Origin of the sequence: Methyloversatilis sp. XJ19-49, from assembly GCF_024580145.1 — a bacterium.
Classification (GTDB): domain Bacteria; phylum Pseudomonadota; class Gammaproteobacteria; order Burkholderiales; family Rhodocyclaceae; genus Methyloversatilis.
This window is the reverse complement of the sequence record NZ_JANINI010000002.1, coordinates 17,976-37,606: the sequence shown is the minus strand read 5'-3', so window position 1 is coordinate 37,606 and position 19,631 is coordinate 17,976. Positions and strand designations below refer to the sequence as shown.

20 protein-coding genes are annotated in these 19,631 nt (G+C 65.6%); 13 read left to right on the top strand and 7 right to left on the bottom strand.

Translation table 11 applies throughout. The features are described from left to right. The first annotated feature begins 5 nt into the window (after positions 1-5). From recA to NMQ16_RS02675, 11 genes are all read left to right on the top strand, one after another. On the top strand, positions 6-1,037 hold the full coding sequence (recA, locus tag NMQ16_RS02725; protein ID WP_257078951.1) for a recombinase RecA: 1,032 nt from the start codon (positions 6-8) through the stop codon (positions 1,035-1,037). Continuing rightward, entirely contained in the window at positions 1,034-1,477 is a 444-nt protein-coding gene (gene recX / locus NMQ16_RS02720; RefSeq protein ID WP_257078950.1) for a recombination regulator RecX, read from the top strand. Before recA ends, recX begins: the two co-directional genes overlap by 4 nt. Further along, positions 1,470-2,210 carry an LPS export ABC transporter ATP-binding protein gene (lptB, locus tag NMQ16_RS02715; protein WP_257078949.1) on the top strand — a complete coding sequence of 247 codons (741 nt, stop codon included), beginning with the start codon at positions 1,470-1,472 and terminating at the stop codon, positions 2,208-2,210. Before recX ends, lptB begins: the two co-directional genes overlap by 8 nt. 20 nt (positions 2,211-2,230) lie before the next feature. Further along, positions 2,231-3,667 (top strand): RNA polymerase factor sigma-54, encoded by a 1,437-nt coding sequence (locus NMQ16_RS02710; RefSeq protein ID WP_257078948.1) that lies wholly within the window; start codon positions 2,231-2,233, stop codon positions 3,665-3,667. 63 nt (positions 3,668-3,730) lie between these two features. Then, positions 3,731-4,051, top strand: a complete 321-nt coding sequence (gene hpf / locus NMQ16_RS02705; RefSeq protein ID WP_069038663.1) for a ribosome hibernation-promoting factor, HPF/YfiA family — start codon at positions 3,731-3,733, stop codon at positions 4,049-4,051. Between the two features lie 121 nt (positions 4,052-4,172). Then, positions 4,173-4,661: a PTS IIA-like nitrogen regulatory protein PtsN gene (ptsN, locus tag NMQ16_RS02700; RefSeq protein WP_257078947.1), complete on the top strand. Its 489-nt coding sequence runs from the start codon at positions 4,173-4,175 to the stop codon at positions 4,659-4,661. Beyond that, positions 4,630-5,565, top strand: a complete 936-nt coding sequence (gene hprK / locus NMQ16_RS02695) for an HPr(Ser) kinase/phosphatase (RefSeq protein WP_257078946.1) — start codon at positions 4,630-4,632, stop codon at positions 5,563-5,565. Before ptsN ends, hprK begins: the two co-directional genes overlap by 32 nt. A gap of 103 nt (positions 5,566-5,668) precedes the next feature. After that, the gene (locus NMQ16_RS02690) at positions 5,669-5,995 is read left to right on the top strand and encodes a PsiF family protein (protein WP_257078945.1); all 327 of its coding nucleotides are present in this window, start codon (positions 5,669-5,671) and stop codon (positions 5,993-5,995) included. A gap of 142 nt (positions 5,996-6,137) precedes the next feature. Further along, positions 6,138-6,824: a hypothetical protein gene (locus NMQ16_RS02685; RefSeq protein WP_257078944.1), complete on the top strand. Its 687-nt coding sequence runs from the start codon at positions 6,138-6,140 to the stop codon at positions 6,822-6,824. 98 nt (positions 6,825-6,922) lie between these two features. Then, positions 6,923-7,738 (top strand): hypothetical protein, encoded by an 816-nt coding sequence (locus NMQ16_RS02680; RefSeq protein WP_257078943.1) that lies wholly within the window; start codon positions 6,923-6,925, stop codon positions 7,736-7,738. Positions 7,739-7,763: 25 nt separating this feature from the next. Then, on the top strand, positions 7,764-10,145 hold the full coding sequence (locus NMQ16_RS02675; RefSeq protein ID WP_257078942.1) for a serine/threonine-protein kinase: 2,382 nt from the start codon (positions 7,764-7,766) through the stop codon (positions 10,143-10,145). 21 nt (positions 10,146-10,166) lie between these two features. On the opposite strand, the gene NMQ16_RS02670 is transcribed toward NMQ16_RS02675, so the two are convergent. Both NMQ16_RS02670 and NMQ16_RS02665 read right to left on the bottom strand, forming a co-directional pair. Beyond that, on the bottom strand, positions 10,167-11,057 hold the full coding sequence (locus tag NMQ16_RS02670) for an adenylate/guanylate cyclase domain-containing protein (protein ID WP_257078941.1): 891 nt from the start codon (positions 11,055-11,057) through the stop codon (positions 10,167-10,169). Between the two features lie 100 nt (positions 11,058-11,157). Then, positions 11,158-11,898, bottom strand: a complete 741-nt coding sequence (locus NMQ16_RS02665) for a pteridine reductase (protein ID WP_257078940.1) — start codon at positions 11,896-11,898, stop codon at positions 11,158-11,160. Positions 11,899-11,969: 71 nt separating this feature from the next. On the opposite strand from NMQ16_RS02665, the gene NMQ16_RS02660 reads away from it, so the two are divergent. Continuing rightward, on the top strand, positions 11,970-13,109 hold the full coding sequence (locus NMQ16_RS02660) for a class I SAM-dependent methyltransferase (RefSeq protein WP_257078939.1): 1,140 nt from the start codon (positions 11,970-11,972) through the stop codon (positions 13,107-13,109). Here NMQ16_RS02660 and NMQ16_RS02655 read toward each other — a convergent pair whose 3' ends face one another. The 3 genes from NMQ16_RS02655 to queE all read right to left on the bottom strand — a co-directional run bounded on the left by NMQ16_RS02655 (position 13,110) and on the right by queE (position 16,253). Next, positions 13,110-15,131, bottom strand: coding sequence for a transglycosylase domain-containing protein (locus NMQ16_RS02655; protein ID WP_257078938.1), 2,022 nt, complete (start codon positions 15,129-15,131; stop codon positions 13,110-13,112). It abuts the gene before it with no gap. Between the two features lie 26 nt (positions 15,132-15,157). Beyond that, positions 15,158-15,523 carry a 6-carboxytetrahydropterin synthase gene (locus tag NMQ16_RS02650; RefSeq protein WP_257078937.1) on the bottom strand — a complete coding sequence of 122 codons (366 nt, stop codon included), beginning with the start codon at positions 15,521-15,523 and terminating at the stop codon, positions 15,158-15,160. A 97-nt stretch (positions 15,524-15,620) separates the two neighbouring features. Beyond that, the gene (gene queE, locus NMQ16_RS02645; RefSeq protein WP_257078936.1) at positions 15,621-16,253 is read right to left on the bottom strand and encodes a 7-carboxy-7-deazaguanine synthase; all 633 of its coding nucleotides are present in this window, start codon (positions 16,251-16,253) and stop codon (positions 15,621-15,623) included. A gap of 87 nt (positions 16,254-16,340) precedes the next feature. Between queE and NMQ16_RS02640 the strand changes: the two genes are divergently transcribed. Continuing rightward, positions 16,341-17,378, top strand: coding sequence for a serine/threonine protein kinase (locus NMQ16_RS02640; RefSeq protein WP_257078935.1), 1,038 nt, complete (start codon positions 16,341-16,343; stop codon positions 17,376-17,378). An 86-nt stretch (positions 17,379-17,464) separates the two neighbouring features. Here NMQ16_RS02640 and NMQ16_RS02635 read toward each other — a convergent pair whose 3' ends face one another. Further along, a complete protein-coding gene (locus NMQ16_RS02635; RefSeq protein ID WP_257078934.1) occupies positions 17,465-18,673 on the bottom strand; it encodes a glycoside hydrolase family 2 TIM barrel-domain containing protein in 1,209 nt (402 codons plus the stop codon). Positions 18,674-18,766: 93 nt separating this feature from the next. Then, on the bottom strand, positions 18,767-19,498 hold the full coding sequence (locus NMQ16_RS02630; protein WP_257078933.1) for a serine protease: 732 nt from the start codon (positions 19,496-19,498) through the stop codon (positions 18,767-18,769). Positions 19,499-19,631 lie beyond the last annotated feature (133 nt).

Below are 19,631 nucleotides of genomic sequence, written 5' to 3'. Positions count from 1 at the left end.
CCCGCATGGACGACAGCAAGGCCAAGGCGCTCGCGGCAGCGCTGGCCCAGATTGAGAAGCAGTTCGGCAAGGGCTCGATCATGCGCATGAGCGACGGCCAGCTCGAAAACGATATCCAGGCCGTATCGACCGGTTCGCTCGGACTGGACATCGCGCTCGGAATCGGCGGTCTGCCGCGCGGGCGTGTGGTCGAAATCTACGGTCCGGAGTCATCTGGCAAGACCACGCTGACGCTGCAGGTCATCGCCGAAATGCAGAAGATCGGCGGCACGGCAGCCTTCATCGACGCCGAACATGCGCTCGACGTGCAGTACGCCGGGAAGCTTGGCGTCAATGTCAGCGACCTGCTGATTTCCCAGCCGGACACCGGCGAGCAGGCGCTGGAAATCGTCGACATGCTGGTGCGTTCCGGCGGCGTGGACGTGATCGTCATCGACTCGGTCGCCGCGCTGACGCCGAAGGCCGAAATCGAGGGCGAAATGGGCGATTCGCTGCCCGGCCTGCAGGCCCGCCTGATGAGTCAGGCGCTGCGCAAGCTGACGGCGAGCATCAAGCGCACCAACACGATGGTCATCTTCATCAACCAGATCCGGATGAAGATCGGCGTCATGTTCGGCAACCCGGAAACCACCACGGGCGGCAATGCGCTGAAGTTCTACGCCTCGGTTCGTCTCGACATCCGCCGCATCGGTGCGATCAAGAAGGGCGAAGAAGTGATCGGCTCGGAAACCCGCGTCAAGGTGGTGAAGAACAAGGTCGCGCCGCCGTTCAAGCAGACGGAATTCGACATCCTGTACGGCGAGGGCATTTCGCGCGAGGGCGAAATCATCGAGTTGGGCGTGCTGCACAAATTCATCGAGAAGTCGGGTGCCTGGTATTCCTACGGCACCGAGCGCATCGGCCAGGGCAAGGACAACGTGCGTGAGTTCCTGCGCGCCAATCCGGTCATGGCACGCGAGATCGAGAACAAGGTGCGCGTGGCCTGCGGCATGCCCGAAATGGTCGTCGTTGTGGCCGGACGGGAAGAGGCTGCGTGAGCGCAAGCCTGCGCGAGAAGGCCCTGCGCCTGCTCGCGCGGCGTGATCACAGCCGCGCCGAACTGGTTCGAAAACTGTCGGAGGACGGCAACCAGGACGATGTTGCAGCGCTGCTGACGCGTTTCGAGGAATGTGGCCTCGTTTCGGATGCACGTTTTGCGGAACAATTCGTGTCGTCACGTGCAACGCGCTTCGGTGCGCGTCGCCTGCAGCATGAACTGAAACTCCGTGGTGTGCCGGAAGATGACGCGGGTGCCGCGCTGGCTGCACTGGAACAGGATGAAACCGTCCGCGCACGTGCCGTATGGGCGCGCCGGTTCGATGCCGCACCGCAGGATGCAAAGGCCTGGGCGCGGCAGGCCAGATTTCTTCAATCACGCGGCTTTTCTGCCGATAGCATACGCAAGGTACTGCGCGAACAACCCGACGACGATGACTGAAAACCGGAGTGCCAGCCGGCTCAAGGTTGAGCGGCTGCGCAAGAAATACAAATCGCGCCCGGTCGTGAAGGATGTGTCCTTCGAGGTTGGCAGCGGCGAAGTGATCGGACTGCTGGGACCGAACGGTGCCGGCAAGACGACCTGTTTCTACATGATCGTCGGGCTGGTCACGGCCGACGGCGGCGAGATCCACCTCGATGGCGAGCGGCTGACGCACCTGCCGATACACCGGCGGGCGCTCCAGGGGTTGTCCTATCTGCCGCAGGAAAATTCGGTGTTCCGCAAGCTGGACGTCGAGGAGAACATCCTCGCCATCCTGGAATTGAACGAGAAGGATGCGCGGGTGCGCGCGACGCGGCTGGAAGAGTTGCTGGGCGAACTTGGCATTGCCCACCTTCGCAAGAGCGCGGCCGTGGCGCTGTCGGGCGGCGAGCGGCGGCGTGTCGAGATTGCCCGCGCACTGGCCACGTCGCCGCGCTTCATATTGCTGGACGAACCATTCGCCGGTGTGGACCCGATTGCAGTGATCGACATCCAGAAAACCATCCGCTTCCTGAAGGAGCGCGGCATCGGCGTGCTGATCACCGACCACAATGTGCGGGAAACGCTGGGTATCTGTGACCGGGCTTACATCATCAACGAAGGCGAGGTGCTGGCGAGCGGCCGGCCGGACGAAATCGTGTATAACGAAAGTGTCAGGAAGGTCTATCTGGGCGAGCATTTCCGCCTGTAGCCCGCCGAAATTTGCACACCATGAAGCAGTCGCTGCAACTCAAACTTTCCCAGCATCTTGCGCTGACACCGCAGCTGCAACAGTCGATCCGGCTATTGCAGCTGTCGACCATCGAATTCAATCAGGAAATCGAACGTTTCCTCGATGAGAATCCGATGCTCGAGCGCGACGAGCCGGATGCCACCGCCAGCTTCCAGCCGCCGCCCGAGAGCGTTGTCGAGGTGCGTGATGCGCCGCAGGAAAGCACCCAGGCCAGCGCCGACGAGCGTGCCCCGGAAGGCACAGGCAGCGCCGACATGGAAGAGTGGTCGGGCGAAGGCGGCAATTACGGCACGCGCAGTGGTGGCGACGATGACGACGGCGACTATCAGGACGTGCAAGCGGCCGGTACCTCTCTGAGGGACCACCTTTGCGGCCAGCTTGCGCTGTCGCAGATGAGCGAGCGCGACCGCTATCTGATCCGCCTGCTGATCGAAGCGCTCGATGATGACGGCTACCTGAACCAGGGTCTGGACGAACTGGTCGAGCTGCTGCCGGAAGAGGCCGATATCGACCTCGACGACCTGTCGATCGCGCTGCGCCAGTTGCAGAACTTCGACCCGCCTGGCGTCGCGGCGCGTGACCCGCGCGAATGCCTGCTGATGCAGCTCAACTTTCTGGCGACCGACGAAGTGTCGACGCTTGCACGCGTCATCATCGATCAGCACATCGATCTGCTGGCCGCGCGTGACTTTGCCAAGATCCGACGTGCGGTCGGCTGCGATGAAGAACTGCTGCGCGCCGCACAGAACCTGATCCGTTCGCTCAATCCCCGTCCGGGTGCCCAGTTCGCGCCGATCGATGCGCGCTACATCGTGCCCGACGTGGTGGTGCGCAAGGTGCGCGGCCAATGGACGGCGCTGCTCAATCCGGATGCCATGCCGCGCCTGCGCATCAACCGGCTGTATGCGGAAATCCTGCAGGGTCAGCGCGGCAGCGGCCTGTCCGGCCAGCTGCAGGAAGCCAAGTGGCTGATCAAGAATGTCCAGCAGCGCTTCGACACCATCCTGCGCGTATCGCAGGCCATCGTCGAGCGCCAGCGCCAGTTCTTCGAATTCGGCGAAGTTGCGATGCGGCCGCTTACGCTGCGCGAGATCGCGGAGACACTGGAACTTCATGAATCCACCATTTCTCGTGTGACGTCGCAGAAGTACATGGCGACGACACGCGGCCTGTTCGAACTGAAATATTTTTTCGGCAGCCATGTGGCAACCGAAAGCGGCGGGGCCTGCTCAGCCACCGCAATCCGCGCACTCATCCGCCAGTTGGTGGGTGCCGAGGATGCCAAGCGTCCGTTGTCGGACTCGCGCATCGCGGAAATACTGGGTCAGCAGGGCATCGTGGTTGCGCGGCGCACCATCGCCAAATACCGCGAATCGCTCAACATCCCGCCGGTCAGCGTGCGCAAGGCGATCTAACGCGTTCAATGACGAACGCCCGGAACGTCCCGCATATTCCGTCCCGCAACGACAGGAGGCAGCATGAACCTCACCATCACCGGCCATCATCTTGAAGTGACGCAGCCGATCCGCGACTACATCGAGTCCAAGCTCGAACGCGTGATCCGCCATTTCGACCACGTAACAAGCGTTTCCGTGATTCTGACGGTCGAAAAGTTGCGACAGAAGGCGGAAGTCACCTTGCACGTGCGAGGCCGCGACATCTTTGTCGAAGCGGAAAGTGAAGACATGTATGCCACCCTCGACAACCTGATGGACAAACTCGATCGCCAGGTGCTCAAACACAAGGAAAAATCGAACGAGCACACGCGCGAGTCGGTCAAGCACCAAGCGGCAGAATGACACGATTGCCGTCTGTCACGAGCGTATAATCCGACGTCTTGTTGCAGTGCAATCAACTTCACGGCGCGGTTTCCGTTAATCCGGTGATCGCGCCCGCCGCGTGTTCGGAGTAGCCCCTGACATGACGCTCATCGCCAAGCTGTTGCCCGTTTCGAATGTCTGCATCGGCCTTGAGGCCAGCAGCAAGAAACGTGTGTTCGAACAGGCCGGCCTGCTGTTCGAGAACCATCAGGGTATCGCCCGCAGCCAGGTGTTCGACAGCCTGTTCGCTCGGGAAAAGCTCGGCTCCACCGGCCTCGGTCAGGGTGTTGCAATCCCGCATGGCCGCATCAAGGGTCTGAAGGAAGCCATCGGCGGGTTCGTGCGGCTGGATACGCCGGTCGCCTTCGATGCGCCGGACGGTCGGCCGGTCAATCTGCTGTTTGTGCTGCTGGTGCCCGAGCAGGCAACCGAGCTGCATCTGCAGATATTGTCCGAGCTGGCACAAATGTTTGCAGACAAGACATTCCGCGAGCAGCTGCTTCAGGCAGCGGACGCCGCTGCCATCCATACTCTTTTCACCACCTGGCAACCGGTGCATGCGGAAGCTCAGCGTCGCGCGGCTGTTTGAGGACAATCGCGACCGTCTTCGCCTGCAGTGGCAGTGCGGCGACGGCAACACACTGATCGTTGCTGACCAGATCGGCCTGTCTCCCGCCGATCTGGTGGGCCATCTGAATACCATTCACACCCGGCGCATCCAGGTCATCGGCGTGCCGGAAATCCTGTGGGTCGAGAACGTCAGTCCGCGCAAGGTCGAGGACATTGTCGGCGCGCTGCTCGAAGCCCATCCGCCGGCCTTCATCGTCGCCGACGGCGCGCAGCCGCCGGCGACCATTCGCGCCGGCTGCGCGGAACATGGCATTCCCCTGATCACCACGCAACGCAGTGCAGCGTCGGTCATCGACCAGCTGCGCGCCTATCTCGCGCGCGAACTGGCCGACCAGACCACGTTGCACGGCGTATCGATGGACGTGCTGGGCATGGGCGTGCTGATCACCGGTGATTCGGGCGTCGGCAAGAGCGAACTTGCACTCGAACTGATTTCGCGCGGTCACGGGCTGGTTGCCGACGACTGCGTGGAAATCTCGCGCATCGCACCCACCGTGCTCGAAGGGCGTTGCCCCGAACTGCTGAAGGATTTTCTCGAGGTCCGTGGGCTTGGCGTGCTGAACATCCGCACCGTATTCGGCGAAACCGCCTGTCGGCGGAAAATGAAACTGCAGCTGGTCGTGCACCTGCAGAAGCAGGTGACCGGTCTGCCTGAAGCCACGCGCATGCCGCTCGACAACGAGGTGATGGACATCCTGGGCGTGAAGATACGCAAGGTCGTCATACCGGTGGCGGCCGGACGCAATCTGGCCGTGCTGGTCGAGGCTGCCGTTCGCGTCACTATCCTGCGCTTCCGCGGCATCGACTCGACGCTCGAATTCGTCGAGCGTCAGCGTCGCGCGCTCGGTGGCGACGAGGGCTGAAACAGACCTTTCCTGTTTGATGACATCAGAATATCATGCGGATCGACTGACTTCTGTCAGTCGATCCGCATATTCATTCATTGTTGTCGTGAGGAGGTACATCATGTCCGCATACCGCTTGCCCCCGGCGCTGACCGTCCTGTCAGCCGTCCTGCTGCTTGTCTCGTCGACGGCCGCCATCGCGGGGCCGCAGCAGGAGAAGATGAAGGCCTGCAATGCCGAAGCGAAGGAAAAGGCACTCAAGGGTGACGAACGCCGCAGCTTCATGAGCGGCTGCCTGTCGTCGGGTTCGGCCGCGAAACCGACGCTGACTGCAGACGAGGCCAGCGCGCTCAAGGAGCGCAAGAAGCAGTGCCGCACCGAAGCCACCGACAAGGCGCTCAAGGGCGAAGAACGAAAGTCCTTCATTGCGGAATGCGTCAAGGCCTGACATCCGTGCTGCCGGTGCCGCAACCACGGCACCGGCTGTTGTGGCTTATGCAACAACCCGCCGTGAATCATGCGGCAAGGAGGGGCGGCGCCCCGATCTCCTTTTGCTATAGTCCGGCGGTGTTCGACTGTCGGGGTACGTCGTGCTGCGCTATCGCAATGGGGGCATCCGGCTGCTGTGTGGCGTGACGCTCCTTGCCGTCGCGTCGATGGCAGGCGCATTCAGTTTTTCCGAAGAAGCCGAGAAGGACGCACGCGCAGAGGAAGAACGCAGCACGGCCTCGCACACGGCGCTGTCGCTCCCGGCGGGCTGTCTTGACGAACTCAAGCGCAAGAAGATCATGATCGTCATGGGCGAGCGCACCGGCGAGGGCATCACCGCCAGCCAGGCCCGCTACAGCCCGCACTTCAATTCGATCAACAAGCGCCTGGTCAGGCAGGGCATCCGCACTTATTCCCAGCAGGAAATCACGGCCCATATCGCCCAGGCGGAGGTGGACGCCTACTTCCGCAACGATCCAGACGCTGCGCTTGCCGCCTCGAAAAAGATGGGTGCTCAGCTGATCCTGCGCGGCACGATCGCCTCGCGCTCGATGCTGAATCCGGTGGTCCGTATTCCCGAGGTCTACGTGACGATCGCCTTCGCGCTGTTGAAGCCCGACGGTACGTTGCTGTCCGATGCCCAGGCATCGGCCGAATCGTATTCGGGCAGCGACACGCTGGCCATGGCCGGTACGCTCGTGGAAGAAAAGGCCGACGGCGTGGTGAGCACGCTGTTGGGTGGCTACTGCGCGAACGCGGCGTCGAGCCGTGGCAAGAAACGAAAGTAGGAAGTCGACAACGGGGCAACGGCCTTCAGGCCCGAGCATCTCCAGCCGGCGCAGAACCGGCGTGCAATCGATCGGTATGACCAAATGAAAGGGATGTCATGACTATCAACCACGGGAAGTTGCGCCACAGGGTGGCACTCGCAGTCGCACTCGCCTGCATCGGGGCACCGGCTTTCGCACAACCGACCTTCGAGAGCGCCTCGCCGACGGCCGGTACAAGCACTTCCGACAAGGCCAACGAAAGCGCCGACAAGGCGATGTACAAGGCTGTCGAGTACAGCAACAAGAACAAGAAGGGGCCGACCGTCATCGTCGTGCCGGGCGAGATCAAGAGCAACAACGCGACCTTCACGCAGAAGTTCGCGTCCAACAACATCGCCGACTTCGGCGAACTCGAACTGTCGCAGGCCAATTTCAAGGTGCTCGAGCGGTCCGATCTCGGTCCGCTGCTGGGCGAGTTCCAGTTGGCCTACTCGATGGGCGACCCCGACTCGGCGCGCAAGATGCTGCAGAAGGGCAAGCTGAAGACGACCAAGTACGTCGTCAAGTTCGACATCCTGAAGGCGGAGCAGGTCGCTGCCGCGAAGGAGGGCATCAGCGGTCGGGCCATCGGCAACATCATCGGCATTCTCGGCGGCAGCCGCGGCAGCTACGCCGCCGGTGAAGCGGTCGGATCGGTCGAGACCGCCGCCGCCTCCGGCGTGTGGATCATCGGCATGCGCTACAAGATCATCGACGCAAACACCACCGAACAGCTCGCGCAGGGCTATACCGAAGAGAAGATGGAAGTCGGGGCCAAGGGCACCTCCATACTCGGTGTGTCGAGCAGCCAGGAAGGTGGCATCACGCTGGACGGCATGGTGCAGCGGCTGGTGCAGAAATCGGTCTGGGAAATCGACGCGAAGTACAAGTAAGCATTCCGCTGCCGGAGCACAAGCCGTGAGCCTTCCAGCCAGACTGGGCAAGTACGACATCCTGCGCGAGCTCGGTCAGGGTGCCATGGGCATCGTCTACGAAGGACGCGACCCGGTCATCGACCGCCGGGTCGCCATCAAGACGCTCAAGCGCGAGCAGCTGGAGCGCAGCGAAGCCGACGAGGTGATTGCGCGCTTCAAGCGCGAGGCACAGGCGGCCGGACGGCTCAACCACCCGAATGTCGTCGCCATCTACGAGTATGGCGAAGCCGAAGACGGCACGGCCTTCATCGCGATGGAGTTCGTGCAGGGCCGCGAACTGAAGGATCTGTTCGAAGCCGACGAGCGTATACCGCTGCCCATGGTCGGACAGCTCATGGGGCAGTTGCTTGACGCATTGGGGCATGCCCACCGCCACGGCGTCACCCATCGCGACATCAAGCCGGCGAACATCATCCTGCTGGCCGACAATACGGTGAAGGTGGCGGACTTCGGTGTCGCGCGGATCGAATCGTCGAATCTCACGCAGACCGGCACGGTCATCGGCACGCCCTCCTATATGTCGCCCGAGCAATTCATGGGGCAGACGGTCGATGGCCGCAGCGACCTGTTCTCCGCGGGTGTCGTGCTGTATCAGCTGCTGACCGGCGAGAAGCCCTTCACCGGCGCGCTGACCACCATCATGCACAAGGTGCTCAAGGAAGATCCGACCTGGCCTTCGGTGCTCAACGTTCACGTCAATACCCGACTCGACGCCGTGGTGCGCAAGGCGCTCGCCAAACGTCCGGACGACCGCTTTCAGGATGCCGCGTCATTCCGCGCGGCACTCGATGCGGCGCTGGTCGCGTCCGTCGACGATGACGCCACCGTTGTAGACCTTTCGGACAATGATGACGCCACGCTCGTGACGCAGACGGATGCGACGCTTGCAACGCCAACGCCAACGCCAACGCCAACGCCAACGCCAACGCCGGTCGATCGGGCGCCGGCCGTCGAGTCACCGCCCCGCGCCCACCCCGTCAATACGCCCGCGCGCCGCGGACCGCTGCCCATCGCGATGGCGGCGGCAGCGCTGGTCGCCGTGAGCGCAGGGGTCTGGTTCGCATTGCAACCGGCAGCCGACGCACCGGCTCCGACCGCCGCCATCGAAAACGCCGCGCCGGCTTCCGCGCCCGCTGCGCCGGTGCCGCCCGCGGCACCGGAACGTGCGCTCGACCCCGGCGTCACGGTAATCAGTGCAATCGGGCTGGCCGACCCGAGTGACCCGCGCTTCGCCAACGATCAGGCTGCGCTGGCAGGCGCACTGCGCGACGACGCGCGGCGCCAGATACTCGAAAAGGCGGTCGCGCTGTTCGTCGATCCGAAGTCGGTCAACAGCCATTACGCACTGCTGCAGGACAAGCTGCTCGGTCGCAGCGGTGATTTCATCCAGGCGGTGCTCGAAGAGGCGCCGCCCGAGCTGGGCAAGGACGGTCTGATGGCAGGCGCCGTGCGTGCCGCAGTGCGCGTGCGTCAGGTGCAGAAGTCGTTGAACCAGATGTCCGAAGACGAGCGGGTCGATTTCATCCGCAACAACGGTGATCCGAAGGTTTCGGTCGCCGTGTCATCGCGCTGGGCCGACGGTGACCCGTCCGTCCCTGCGCAGCGTTCGCCGCTGGCCGAGAACATGTTGAAGCAGCATGTGCAGGGGTTTGGCTTCCGCACCTGGAACGACGATGCGGGCAGCCCGCAGGTGGCCGACTTCAGCATTGACGGCGAAGTGCGCTTCAAGCGACTGAGCGCCAGGCTGGCGGCGTCCGGCCTGACCATAGAAAAGGTGGTGCTCACTTCCTGGACCGTCCGCTGCACCGACCGCAAGACCGGTGAAGAGGTCTATCTGAATACCGAAATTCCGGAAGGTGCCAGCTGGGCGTCCGAAGAAAAGGCGCTGGCCGACATCGGAAAGCGGGTCGGCGAACAGTTCAGCCGCGATTTCTTCCTGAGCCATTTCCACTTCGCCGGTCGCAAGGTCAGGCTGGACATCGCCGGACTGCCGGGTCAGGACATCGCGCAGGCGCTGCTGCGCGAAATCGCGTCGATGCGGGCGGTGCTCGGCACCGAAGTGCTGCGCATGGACGCCGCAGGTGCCGCGCTGAACGCCGACATGTCGGGCGGGCTGGCCGAGACCAGTCAGAACGTGCAGGCCGGCATCCTGCTGCCCTTGTCGCGCAAGCTCGGCCGCAACTGCCTGCGCATCGTGTCGAGCAGCCCGGAGGCGGTGGCGCTGGAATTCGAGGCGGCGTGCCGGGAGCCGGCGGTGCTTGCCCGGCTGGAAACGCTGCCACCGGCTGCGCTGATGGACGCTGCACCGGCAAGGCGCGAGGCCGTGGTGCGCGATCCGGATCTGCTGAAGCGGATCAGTATCTGACGGCGTCCGGCGGCGCGTCGGTCAGCCCAGCACCTCGAACTGCATCAGGTCGATGCCCTGTTCCATCGCGCTGTGGCCGAAGCCGATGGTGCCGTGCCCGCGCAGGATCATTTCCTCGCGCTTGAGGATGACTTCGTTTTCGCCTTCGATGCGCAGGAAAGTGCCGTTGGTGCTCTGGTCGATCAGCACGAACTTGTCGCGCCGGCGCTCGATGCGGGCATGATTGCGTGAGGCCCGCTGATCCTTGATGACCACCTCGTTGCCCATGTCCCGACCGAGCGTGAGCGGGCCCTGCGTCGGATCCAGCGTGCGCTCCAATTCGCGGTACTTCACGAACAGACGCGCCATCACATACAGCGGTGCGGTGCTCGACGCCTTCATCGTGAGGTCGGCGCCTTCCTGCCACAGCACTTCGCACACCCGCACGTCCTCTGCCTTGCCCTTGACGGTCAGCGCGTCGATTTCACGAACCGCCGGGGCAAGCGAAAGGGTCAGCGACGACAGGGTTTCGGCGGTCGTGATCACCTGCCCGGCCTGTGCCAGACCGGCCATGCGGGCTGCGGTATTGACCGTATCGCCGAATACGTCGTCGTTTTCCTCGATCGCCGGTCCGTAATGGAAGCCGACACGGATCGCCAGCTTGACGCCCGATACCGGCGGCAGGTCGGTGATGCGGTGCTGCATTTCGCAGGCCGCCTGGATGCCTTCGTCGGCACTCGGAAACGTCGTCATGACCTCGTCACCGATGGTCTTGATGACCTTTCCGCCATGGCTGTCGATCACCCGTCGGATACGGTTCAGGCAACGTTCGACGGCACGCAGGGCCTCGGCATCCCCGAGCTTTTCGTACAGCCGGGTACTGCCCGACACGTCGGCGAACAGCACGCAAAGAGATTTTTGTTGGGAGCTCATGGGTGGCCGGAGTGGCGAACGACTGTAAACACATTTTACAAATGCGCGCCTGATCTGTCCGGCTTTTGGGCGGCAATCATCCAAATGGCTGCCGCATGCGTCACAGATGTGCGCTGCGCCCGCCATCCACCGCGATGATCTGACCGGTGATGTACGGCGCGTCCTCAATCAGGAAGCGTACCGTACGCGCGATGTCCTGTGGGCAGCCTTCGCGTTTGAGCAGGGTGTGTTCGACGATGCGCGCACGTTCGGTGGCGTCGAACAACGGGTCATCCGGCCATTGTATCGGTCCCGGCGCAACGCCGTTCACCCTGACCTGCGGTGCCAGTTCGATCGCCAGCGCCCGGGTCAGCGTGGCCAGCGCGCCTTTCGACGCGCTGTACAGCGCGTAGCCGGCGAGCGGGCGTTCGGCGTGAATATCGGCGATGTTGACGATGCAGCCGCCGCGCGCCCGCAATTCCGGTGCGGCCGCCTGGGCAAGGAACAGCGGCGCCTTGAAGTTGCTGCCGACCAGGCTGTCCCAGTCCTGCGCGGTCACGCTGCCGATCGGCGTCGGGAAGAAGCTCGACGCATTGTTCACCAGCGCATCGAGCCGGCCCCACAGCGCGGTGGCCGCAGTCACCAGCGGCGACAGACCGTCGGTGTCGAGCAGGTCGGCTGCCAGACCGGCGGCGCTGCCGGGGCGCAGCGCATTCAGCGATTCGACCAGCGTGTGCGCCTCGCCGGTCGAGCGGTGGTGGTGGATCACCACCCGCCAGCCGGCACCGTGCAAGGTACGCGCGGTCTGCGCGCCGACCCGCCGCGCCGCGCCGGTGATCAAGGCTACCCGTTCATGGTTCATGTTGTCCTGCCCGATTGTGCCGCGCCCGTCAGTTGCCGCATCATGCGCAGCCCGCCCAAACCATTGCCCTTATGTCCCTGCCTGTTCCCGACGCCGATGCCCTTGACCACAGCGCCCGCCTGCAGGCACTGATCCGGGCGGAAATCGCCGGCAGCGGATGGATGCCGTTCAGTCGCTACATGGCGCTCGCGCTTTATGCGCCCGGCCTCGGCTATTACAGCGGTGCGCTGCAAAAGTTCGGCAGCGGCGGTGATTTCGTCACCGCGCCCGAGCTGTCGCCGCTGTTCGGGCGCTGTCTGGCGATCCAGCTTGCCGAGTTGATGCAGTTGTCGGCGCCGCACCTGCTGGAAGCAGGCGCCGGCAGCGGCCGGCTCGCCGCCGATCTGCTGCGCGCACTCGATCGCATCGGCTGTCCCCCCGAAAGTTACCGCATCCTCGAACTGTCGGCTGATCTGCGCGCGCGCCAGCGTGCGCTGATCGAGTGCGAAGTGCCGGCGCTGGCCGGGCGGGTCGAATGGCTGGATGCACTGCCGGAGCGCTTCAGCGGCGTGGTGTTCGGCAACGAACTGCTCGATGCCCTGCCGGTCGAGCGCATCCGCACCACGGTCCAGGGCATCGAGGAAGCCGGCATCGTGCTGGATGGTGACGGGCAGATCGTGCCGAGCTGGCGCGTCGCCCCCCCCGTGATCGCCGATGCCGCGCGCGCGCTTGGCCTGCCGCCCGGCTACGAGACCGAACTGGGCCTGGCCGGTCGCGCCTGGGTGGCCGAGTGGGCGCGGCGCATCGATTGCGGTGCGCTGCTGCTGATCGACTACGGCTTTCCGCAGGCCGAGTATTACCTCCCCGACCGCAGCACCGGCACGCTGATGTGCCACTACCGCCACCACGCGCATGCCGAGCCGATTTGGATGCCCGGCCTGTGCGACATCACGGCCCATATCGACTTCACCGCTGTGGCGCAGAGTGCATTCGACGCCGGTCTGTCGCTCGCCGGCTACACCTCGCAAGCGAGCTTCCTGCTGAACTGCGGCCTGCCAGCGCTGCTGTCGGATGAACCGGAACCACTCGCTCGCGCGAAGCGCAACGCGGAAGTGAACCAGCTCACGTCGCCGGCCGAAATGGGCGAACTGTTCAAGGTGATCTGCATGACGCGCGGCATTGCATCGCAGCTCACCGGCTTCGCGCGCGGTGATCGCAGCCATACACTCTGATCAGGGCGCCGAGGTCGGCGGAGCGGAATCGTCGAGCCGCACCTCGAATCCCATCGACTCGACCTGCAGGCCGGCGGCGTCGAGCAGCGCCAGCCGATGCCGGCCGGGGCGCGGGCTCCACAGCGCGCGCCCTTCGACTGCCTGCAGGCGTTCGCCATTGATCAGCCAGACCAGCCCCGGAAGTGGCGGGCGGGCCTCGAACAGCATGGTCTGGCGGCCGGCCGGCAGCGCCGCGCTGACCAGCTTCACGCCGCTGGTTGGCAGCACGATGCGCGGCCCTTCGGATACATCGCGCACCGTGGCATCGACGAACGCTTGCTGGGTGCCGGGCAGAAAGTACTCGTCACGCGCCGGTTCGATCGCCGGCTCGAACTGCACGCGTAAGCGCTCCACGCCCGGCGGCGCGCCAGGGTGCTCATACGCCGGCTCTAACGGTGGTCCGTCCAGTGCGTCGATCAGTGCGAGCCATGTAGCGGCGACCGGTCGCGGCGCGCGCAGCGCAACCGTGTAGTGGCGCGTGAATCCGACCGACCACCAGACCGAACGGTCGGCTGAACGGCCATTCATCAGTGCCGCCCAGGGCCGTGGTACCGCTTCGCCTTCGGTCGGACGCACGGTCAGCAGGTCGCCGACAATCCAGGCCGCGGCCGGCGACCACAGTCGCTGCGTCGGTGATCCGGGTAGCGCGTCGGCCGCAGTGACCGGTTCTAGCCGCCAGGCGCTCCACAGGCCGGCGCTGGCAAAGGTGCGGTAGGCATTCGCCAGTTCGATCAGGCTGGCGCGCGCGCCGCCGTTCGACGCGGCTGTCAGGCCGTGTGCCTGCAGGGTGGCGTCCAGCGCATCGTCGCCGATCAGCGCGCGCACGCGCAATGCGGGAATATCGGCGCCGAGGCCCAGTGCGCTGCGCACGCTGACGGCGCCTCGTGGCTCGCGATCGGGCAAGCCCGGGGGCAGGGGCAGGGTGACGAAGGCCGGGCTGTCGTCGAGCACCGAAGCCGCGGTCAGCCAGCGCTGCTCGATCGCCATGCCATACATGAAGGGTTGCAACGCGCTGCCGGCCGGCTGACGCTGCAGCACGGTGTCGGCATTGTCCGGCCCGCCGCCCCAGACACGCACTTCACCGGTCAGATTCTCGAGCACCACCACGGAGGTATCGCCGCGCGTACCGCCCAGCGCCTGCAGGGCGCGCCGCTGCAGCCGGGCGTCCAGCGTGGTCGGGCGTTGCTCGCCGGGTTCGCGCAGCAGCCGGCGCGCCAGCGCTGTGGCATCCTGCCAGCGTGGCTCGATGCGGTAGCGCTGCAACAGCACGGCGTCGGCGCGCGTCCGGATGTCGCGGCAGTCCGGCGCCGGATCGAGTCGCCTGGCCACCGCGCAGGCACGCATCGCGACCTTGTCGGCCGACGCGTTGGGGCCGCGCAGCAGCGCGGCCAGCAGCACCGCCTCCACCGCATCGACCGCGTCCGGATCCTTGCCGAACAGGCCGCGCGAGGCGGCACCGATGCCGCGCAGTTCGCTGCGGAACGGGGCCAGATTGAAATACGCTTCGAGTATCTGCGCCTTGTTCCAGCGCCGCTCGATCTGGCGCGCCGCGGCTGCCTGATCCCACTTCTGGCCGACGCTGCGCCGCGTGCCCTGAAGGCGCAGCGCCGGGTCGATCAGGCCGGCCAGCTGCATGGTCAGGGTCGACGCGCCGCGCGGCCGACGGCCTTCCAGCGCGCGCCACAGATTGTCCCAGGTGGCTCCGGCCAGCGCCTGCCAGTCCACGCCGTCGTGCTGCAGAAAGCGTTTGTCCTCGGCTGCCAGCAGCGCACGCACCAGCGGCTGCGACAACGCACGGGCGCTGACCCAGTCGAGGCGCCGTTCGTCGAAGTCGACCCGCACTTCGGCCAGCGGCTCGCCGTAACGATCGAGCAGACGCGCTTCCGACGGGCGCCAGGCATCGCGCACTGTGTCGAAGTCGGGCGCCAGCGCGTGCGCAGCCGTGCTGGCCAGCAGACAGATGGAAGACAGCGCGCACCGCATTGCATCGCGGCACGATGTCGGCTGACTCAAGCCGCGCACAGCGCGCACTTGTCGCCCGAGGCCTGACGCTCCACGGTGACGCGCGCCAGTTGCGGCAACTGCGGCGCCAGCGCGCGCCAGATGAACTGGCACAGGTTTTCCAGCGTTGCCGGGCCGAGGCCGGCGACTTCATCCAGAAAGCGGTGGTCGAGCGCGTCGCGCACGCCGGCCAGTGCCGCACGCAGCAACGCGAGATCGACCAGCATGCCGCTGATCGGGTCGGGCTCGCCGCGCAGCATCACTTCGGCATGATAGGTGTGGCCGTGGATGCGCAGGCTGCTGTCGGTATCGACCTTGCGGCGCAGGGTGTGTGCGGCTTCGAAGTAGAAGCGCTGACTGAGTTCGACGACCATCTTTGAAAGGTGAAGGAAATCAGGATTGAAGGAAAACGCGGTGCATGGATTCACCACAGGACGCTGCGCACGCGGACGGCCGTCGCGACGGCGTCGATCAGCGGATGCCCAGCGCCTTGTGCGTCTGGTGGCTCAGCCGCCAGCGCGGATGGCGCATGCACCAGTCGATCGCCCAGCGGCGGTTGTCAACCGCCGCCGCATTGTCCATCGGCTGCACCAGAAAGTGCCGGAAATCCCAGTTTTCCATCGCCGCGAGATCCAGCCCGGGCTGCGGTACGACCACCTTCAGTTCGTGGCCATGGCGCAGCACCACGTCGTTGCCGGCTTTGGGACTGACGCAGATCCAGTCGATGCCGTCGGGTGCGGCCAGCGTGCCATTGGTTTCGACGGCGATTTCGAAGTCGCGCGCATGCAGCGCGTCGATCAGTGCGCTGTCGAGCTGCAGCAGCGGCTCGCCGCCGGTCAGTACGACCAGACGCGAGCCGCCCGCGCCGGCCCAGCAGCCCGCGATCGTGTCGGCCAGCGTGCCGGCCTGTGCGTGACGGCCGCCCAGCGTGCCGTCGGTGCCGACGAAATCGGTATCGCAGAAGCGGCACTGCGCGCTTGCGCGGTCCGCCTCGCGGCCGCTCCAGAGATTGCAGCCGGCGAAGCGGCAGAACACCGCGGCCCGGCCGGCATTCAGCCCTTCGCCCTGCAGCGTGTAGAAGATTTCCTTTACCTGATACGTCACGGCGAGCGCAGTTGCGGCGGGAAACGCGCTAGGGTAGGGGTTGCCGACCCCGAATTCAAGGTTGGGCCCCTCATTCAACGAGACACGATGAACGAATCAGACACCGATGTGCCGCCCGAGCTTCGGCCCGAGTTTCAACCCTACTCGGGGCTCACCCCCGAAGCCGTGCTCGACGCACTCGAAGCCGCAGGCTACGCGGTCGACGGCCGCCTGCTGGCCCTGAACAGCTTCGAAAACCGTGTCTATCAGGTCGGCGTCGATGACGGCGCGCCGATGATCGTCAAGTTCTACCGCCCGGCGCGCTGGACCGACGCCGCCATCCTGGAAGAGCACGCCTTTTGCCTCGAGCTGGCGGCGCGCGAGATTCCGGTCGTCGCACCGCTCGAATTGCCGTGCGGCAGCACGCTGATGACGCACGCCGGTTATCGCTTCGCCGTCTTTCCACGCCGCGGCGGGCGGGCGCCCGAATTCGACCGCGCCGACACGCTGGAATGGATTGGCCGCTTCATGGGCCGCATCCATGCGCTCGGCGCGGTGCAGCCGTATGTGCATCGGCCTTCGCTCGACATCGCCAGTTTCGGCGAGGAGCCGGCGGCCTTCGTACTCGACCACCACTTCGTGCCGCCGGAACTGGAAGGCGTCTATCGCGGCATCACCGCACAGGCGCTCGACGGCGTGCGGGCCGCGTTCGAGCGCGGCGGCGCGATCCGCCGCATCCGCACGCACGGCGATTGCCACATCGGCAACATGCTGTGGGTTGAAGGGCAGGGGCCGCATTTCGTCGATTTCGACGACAGCCGCATGGCGCCGGCCGTGCAGGACCTGTGGATGCTGCTGTCCGGCGAGCGGGCGGACCGCGCCGAACAGCTCGGCAAGGTGCTGGCCGGATACGAGGAATTCTGTGAATTCGACCCGCGCGAACTGCAGCTGATCGAGGCGCTGCGTACCCTGCGGTTGATCCACCACAGTGGCTGGATCGCCCGCCGCTGGCAGGACCCGGCGTTCCCGACCGCCTTTCCGTGGTTCGACACGCCGCGCTACTGGGAGGCGCGCATTCTCGAATTGCGCGAACAGGTCGCCGCGATGGAAGAACCCGCCCTGTGGCTCGAGCGGGCTGTGCGCTGAGCGATTTCGCGCGGACGGTCCCGCGCGGCCTGTGGGAGCGGCGGCCCCTTTCACCCACAAGCCGCGACACACGTACCCCGTTCGCCTCAGCGCACCCGGAACGGAAGATTGGCGGTCGCAGCCTTGCCCAGCCGGTCGCGCACGGTGATGAACAGCCGGTAGGCGCCGGGTGCAGCCGGGGCGGTGAAACGGACGCTCTGCGCATCGGCCTGCTGCACTGCGACGTCGATGCGCGGCGGCGCGGCTTCGTGATCGCCGCCTTCGCGCAGGTCGGTTGCTTCGGCACGCACCTCCCACGTCGTGGCCAGCGTTGAGCCGTCGAAGGATGCGGCGTCCACGCCGGCCGACATCGTCTGTCCGGGCGAGAAGTCGTCGGCCGCGATGCCTATGCCGCGGATCAGCGGTGCGGCCTGCGTCACCGGCCGGCCCCAGGCAGCGGACAGCGCGTCGGTCATGGCGGTAGGGCTGCCGTCGGCCAGCAGCAGGCCGTGCCACGTGCCGGTCTGTTCCTGCTTTGCGCCCCACAGGAAGGGAAAGGCGCCCGCGACCTGCGGCTGGGCGGCCAGAAAGGCCAGCGCGTCGCGGAAGAAATCGGCCTTCTGGCTGCTGGTCAGTTCCACCGGTGCGCCCCAGGGCTTGCGCCCCGCCTGCCACTGGCCCAGCGGTCCCAGTTCGGTCACCACGACCGGCTTCACGATGCCCAGGCGGCGCAGCCGCTCGGGCAGCTGGAACACCGAGCCGCCGTAGAGGTTGAGCCCGAGCAGATCCACTGATGCGCAACAGCGGGCGAGCGGTGCGAGCCAGTCGTCGCTGTTGTCCGCGACCACCATCAGCGTCGGGTGGTCGGGGTCGAGCGACTTCACGATGCCGGCCAGCCGGTTCACCTCCTGCCAGATCGGCTCCGGATCGGCGACCCCGGTTTCCACCTCGTTGCCGACGCCCCAGGCCAGCAGTGCCGGATGGGCGCGATACCGGGTGACGAAGCGGCGCACCGACTGTTCCTGCGCGCGCACCGCCGCCGGGTCATCGAGCCGGAAGCCGTGGCGCGGATGGCCTAGCCACAGTCCCATGACCACCTTCATGCCCAGCCGGTGTGCCGCGTCGAGCACCCACACATCGGATTCGCGATATACCCGTACCACCTTTGCGCCAGCCTGCGCGAGCTTTTCCAGCGTCGCACGGTCGCCTTCGAACGCGGCGCCCTGCCAGGCCGGTGCGCTCGCCCACGCCGGTGCGCCCGCACACACCAGCAGCAGCAGGCAGCGGGTCATGCGAAAGAGGGCATTCAAGTTCATGCCGGGCACCGGGAAGTCCTGATCAGTCCGCCACGAGGTGCAGCGGGCACGGGTGAGAGCCCTTGCCGCGTTTCGCGTTCCCGGGCGGAGCGGTCAGCTTTCGGTCAGCGTCATCAGGATGTCGGCGTACCAGGCGCAGTTCAGGCCGAGCGCCTCGTCGAGCTTGCGGTCGCGTGTGCCGACGTCGAGCCGGGCCGAATGCACGCCGAGCAGCTGCCAGGGCAGATCGCCCTTGGCGACGCTGCCCGCCGGAGCGCGCATCACCACCGGTGCACCGCTGGTGCCGCGATGGGTGCGTGCGTCGGTCAGAAAATAGCCTTCGCCCTGAAAGCGCAGGCCGAATGACGACGCAATGACCGCGTGGCGCACCACCGGCATGTGGTGCAGCGTGTCGTGAAAGCCGAGCGGGAAACCGACCACCAGCAGCAGGCTGCCGACCTCGATCTGTCGCGTATCGACCTCCAGATGGGCCGGCGTGAAGGCGCGATAGACCGTCTTGGCCGGCAGTGCCGCGCGTTCGATCTCGATCACCGCGACGTCGATTTCGCCCGCCGTGTCCTGGCCCTGACGCCAGATGCTCTTGCCGCCGCGGTACAGCGGAATCGAAAAGCCGGTGGATTCGGCCAGGTTGGCCGAGTCGGTGTGCAGTTCGATCTCGAGGCTGTCCGGGAAGTGCTTGCTCGGTTCATCGACCACCACGTGGCGGCTCGTGACCAGGAAGAGGCGTTCGTCGCGTTCGAAGAAGAAGCCGCTCGCATTGGTCAGCACGCGCTGTCCTTCGAGCGTGCACACGCGCGCGGCAGTCAGCAGTATGGGTTCGATCATCAAGGCAAGATCCATTCAGTGGGTCGGGCCCGGGGATGGCAGGGCGCGGGCAGGGTGCGATGAGACGCTGGAAACCCGAGGGACGGCGCGACATCGTCATGGGTGTTGCGCTGCCGTGAGACATCATTGTGCC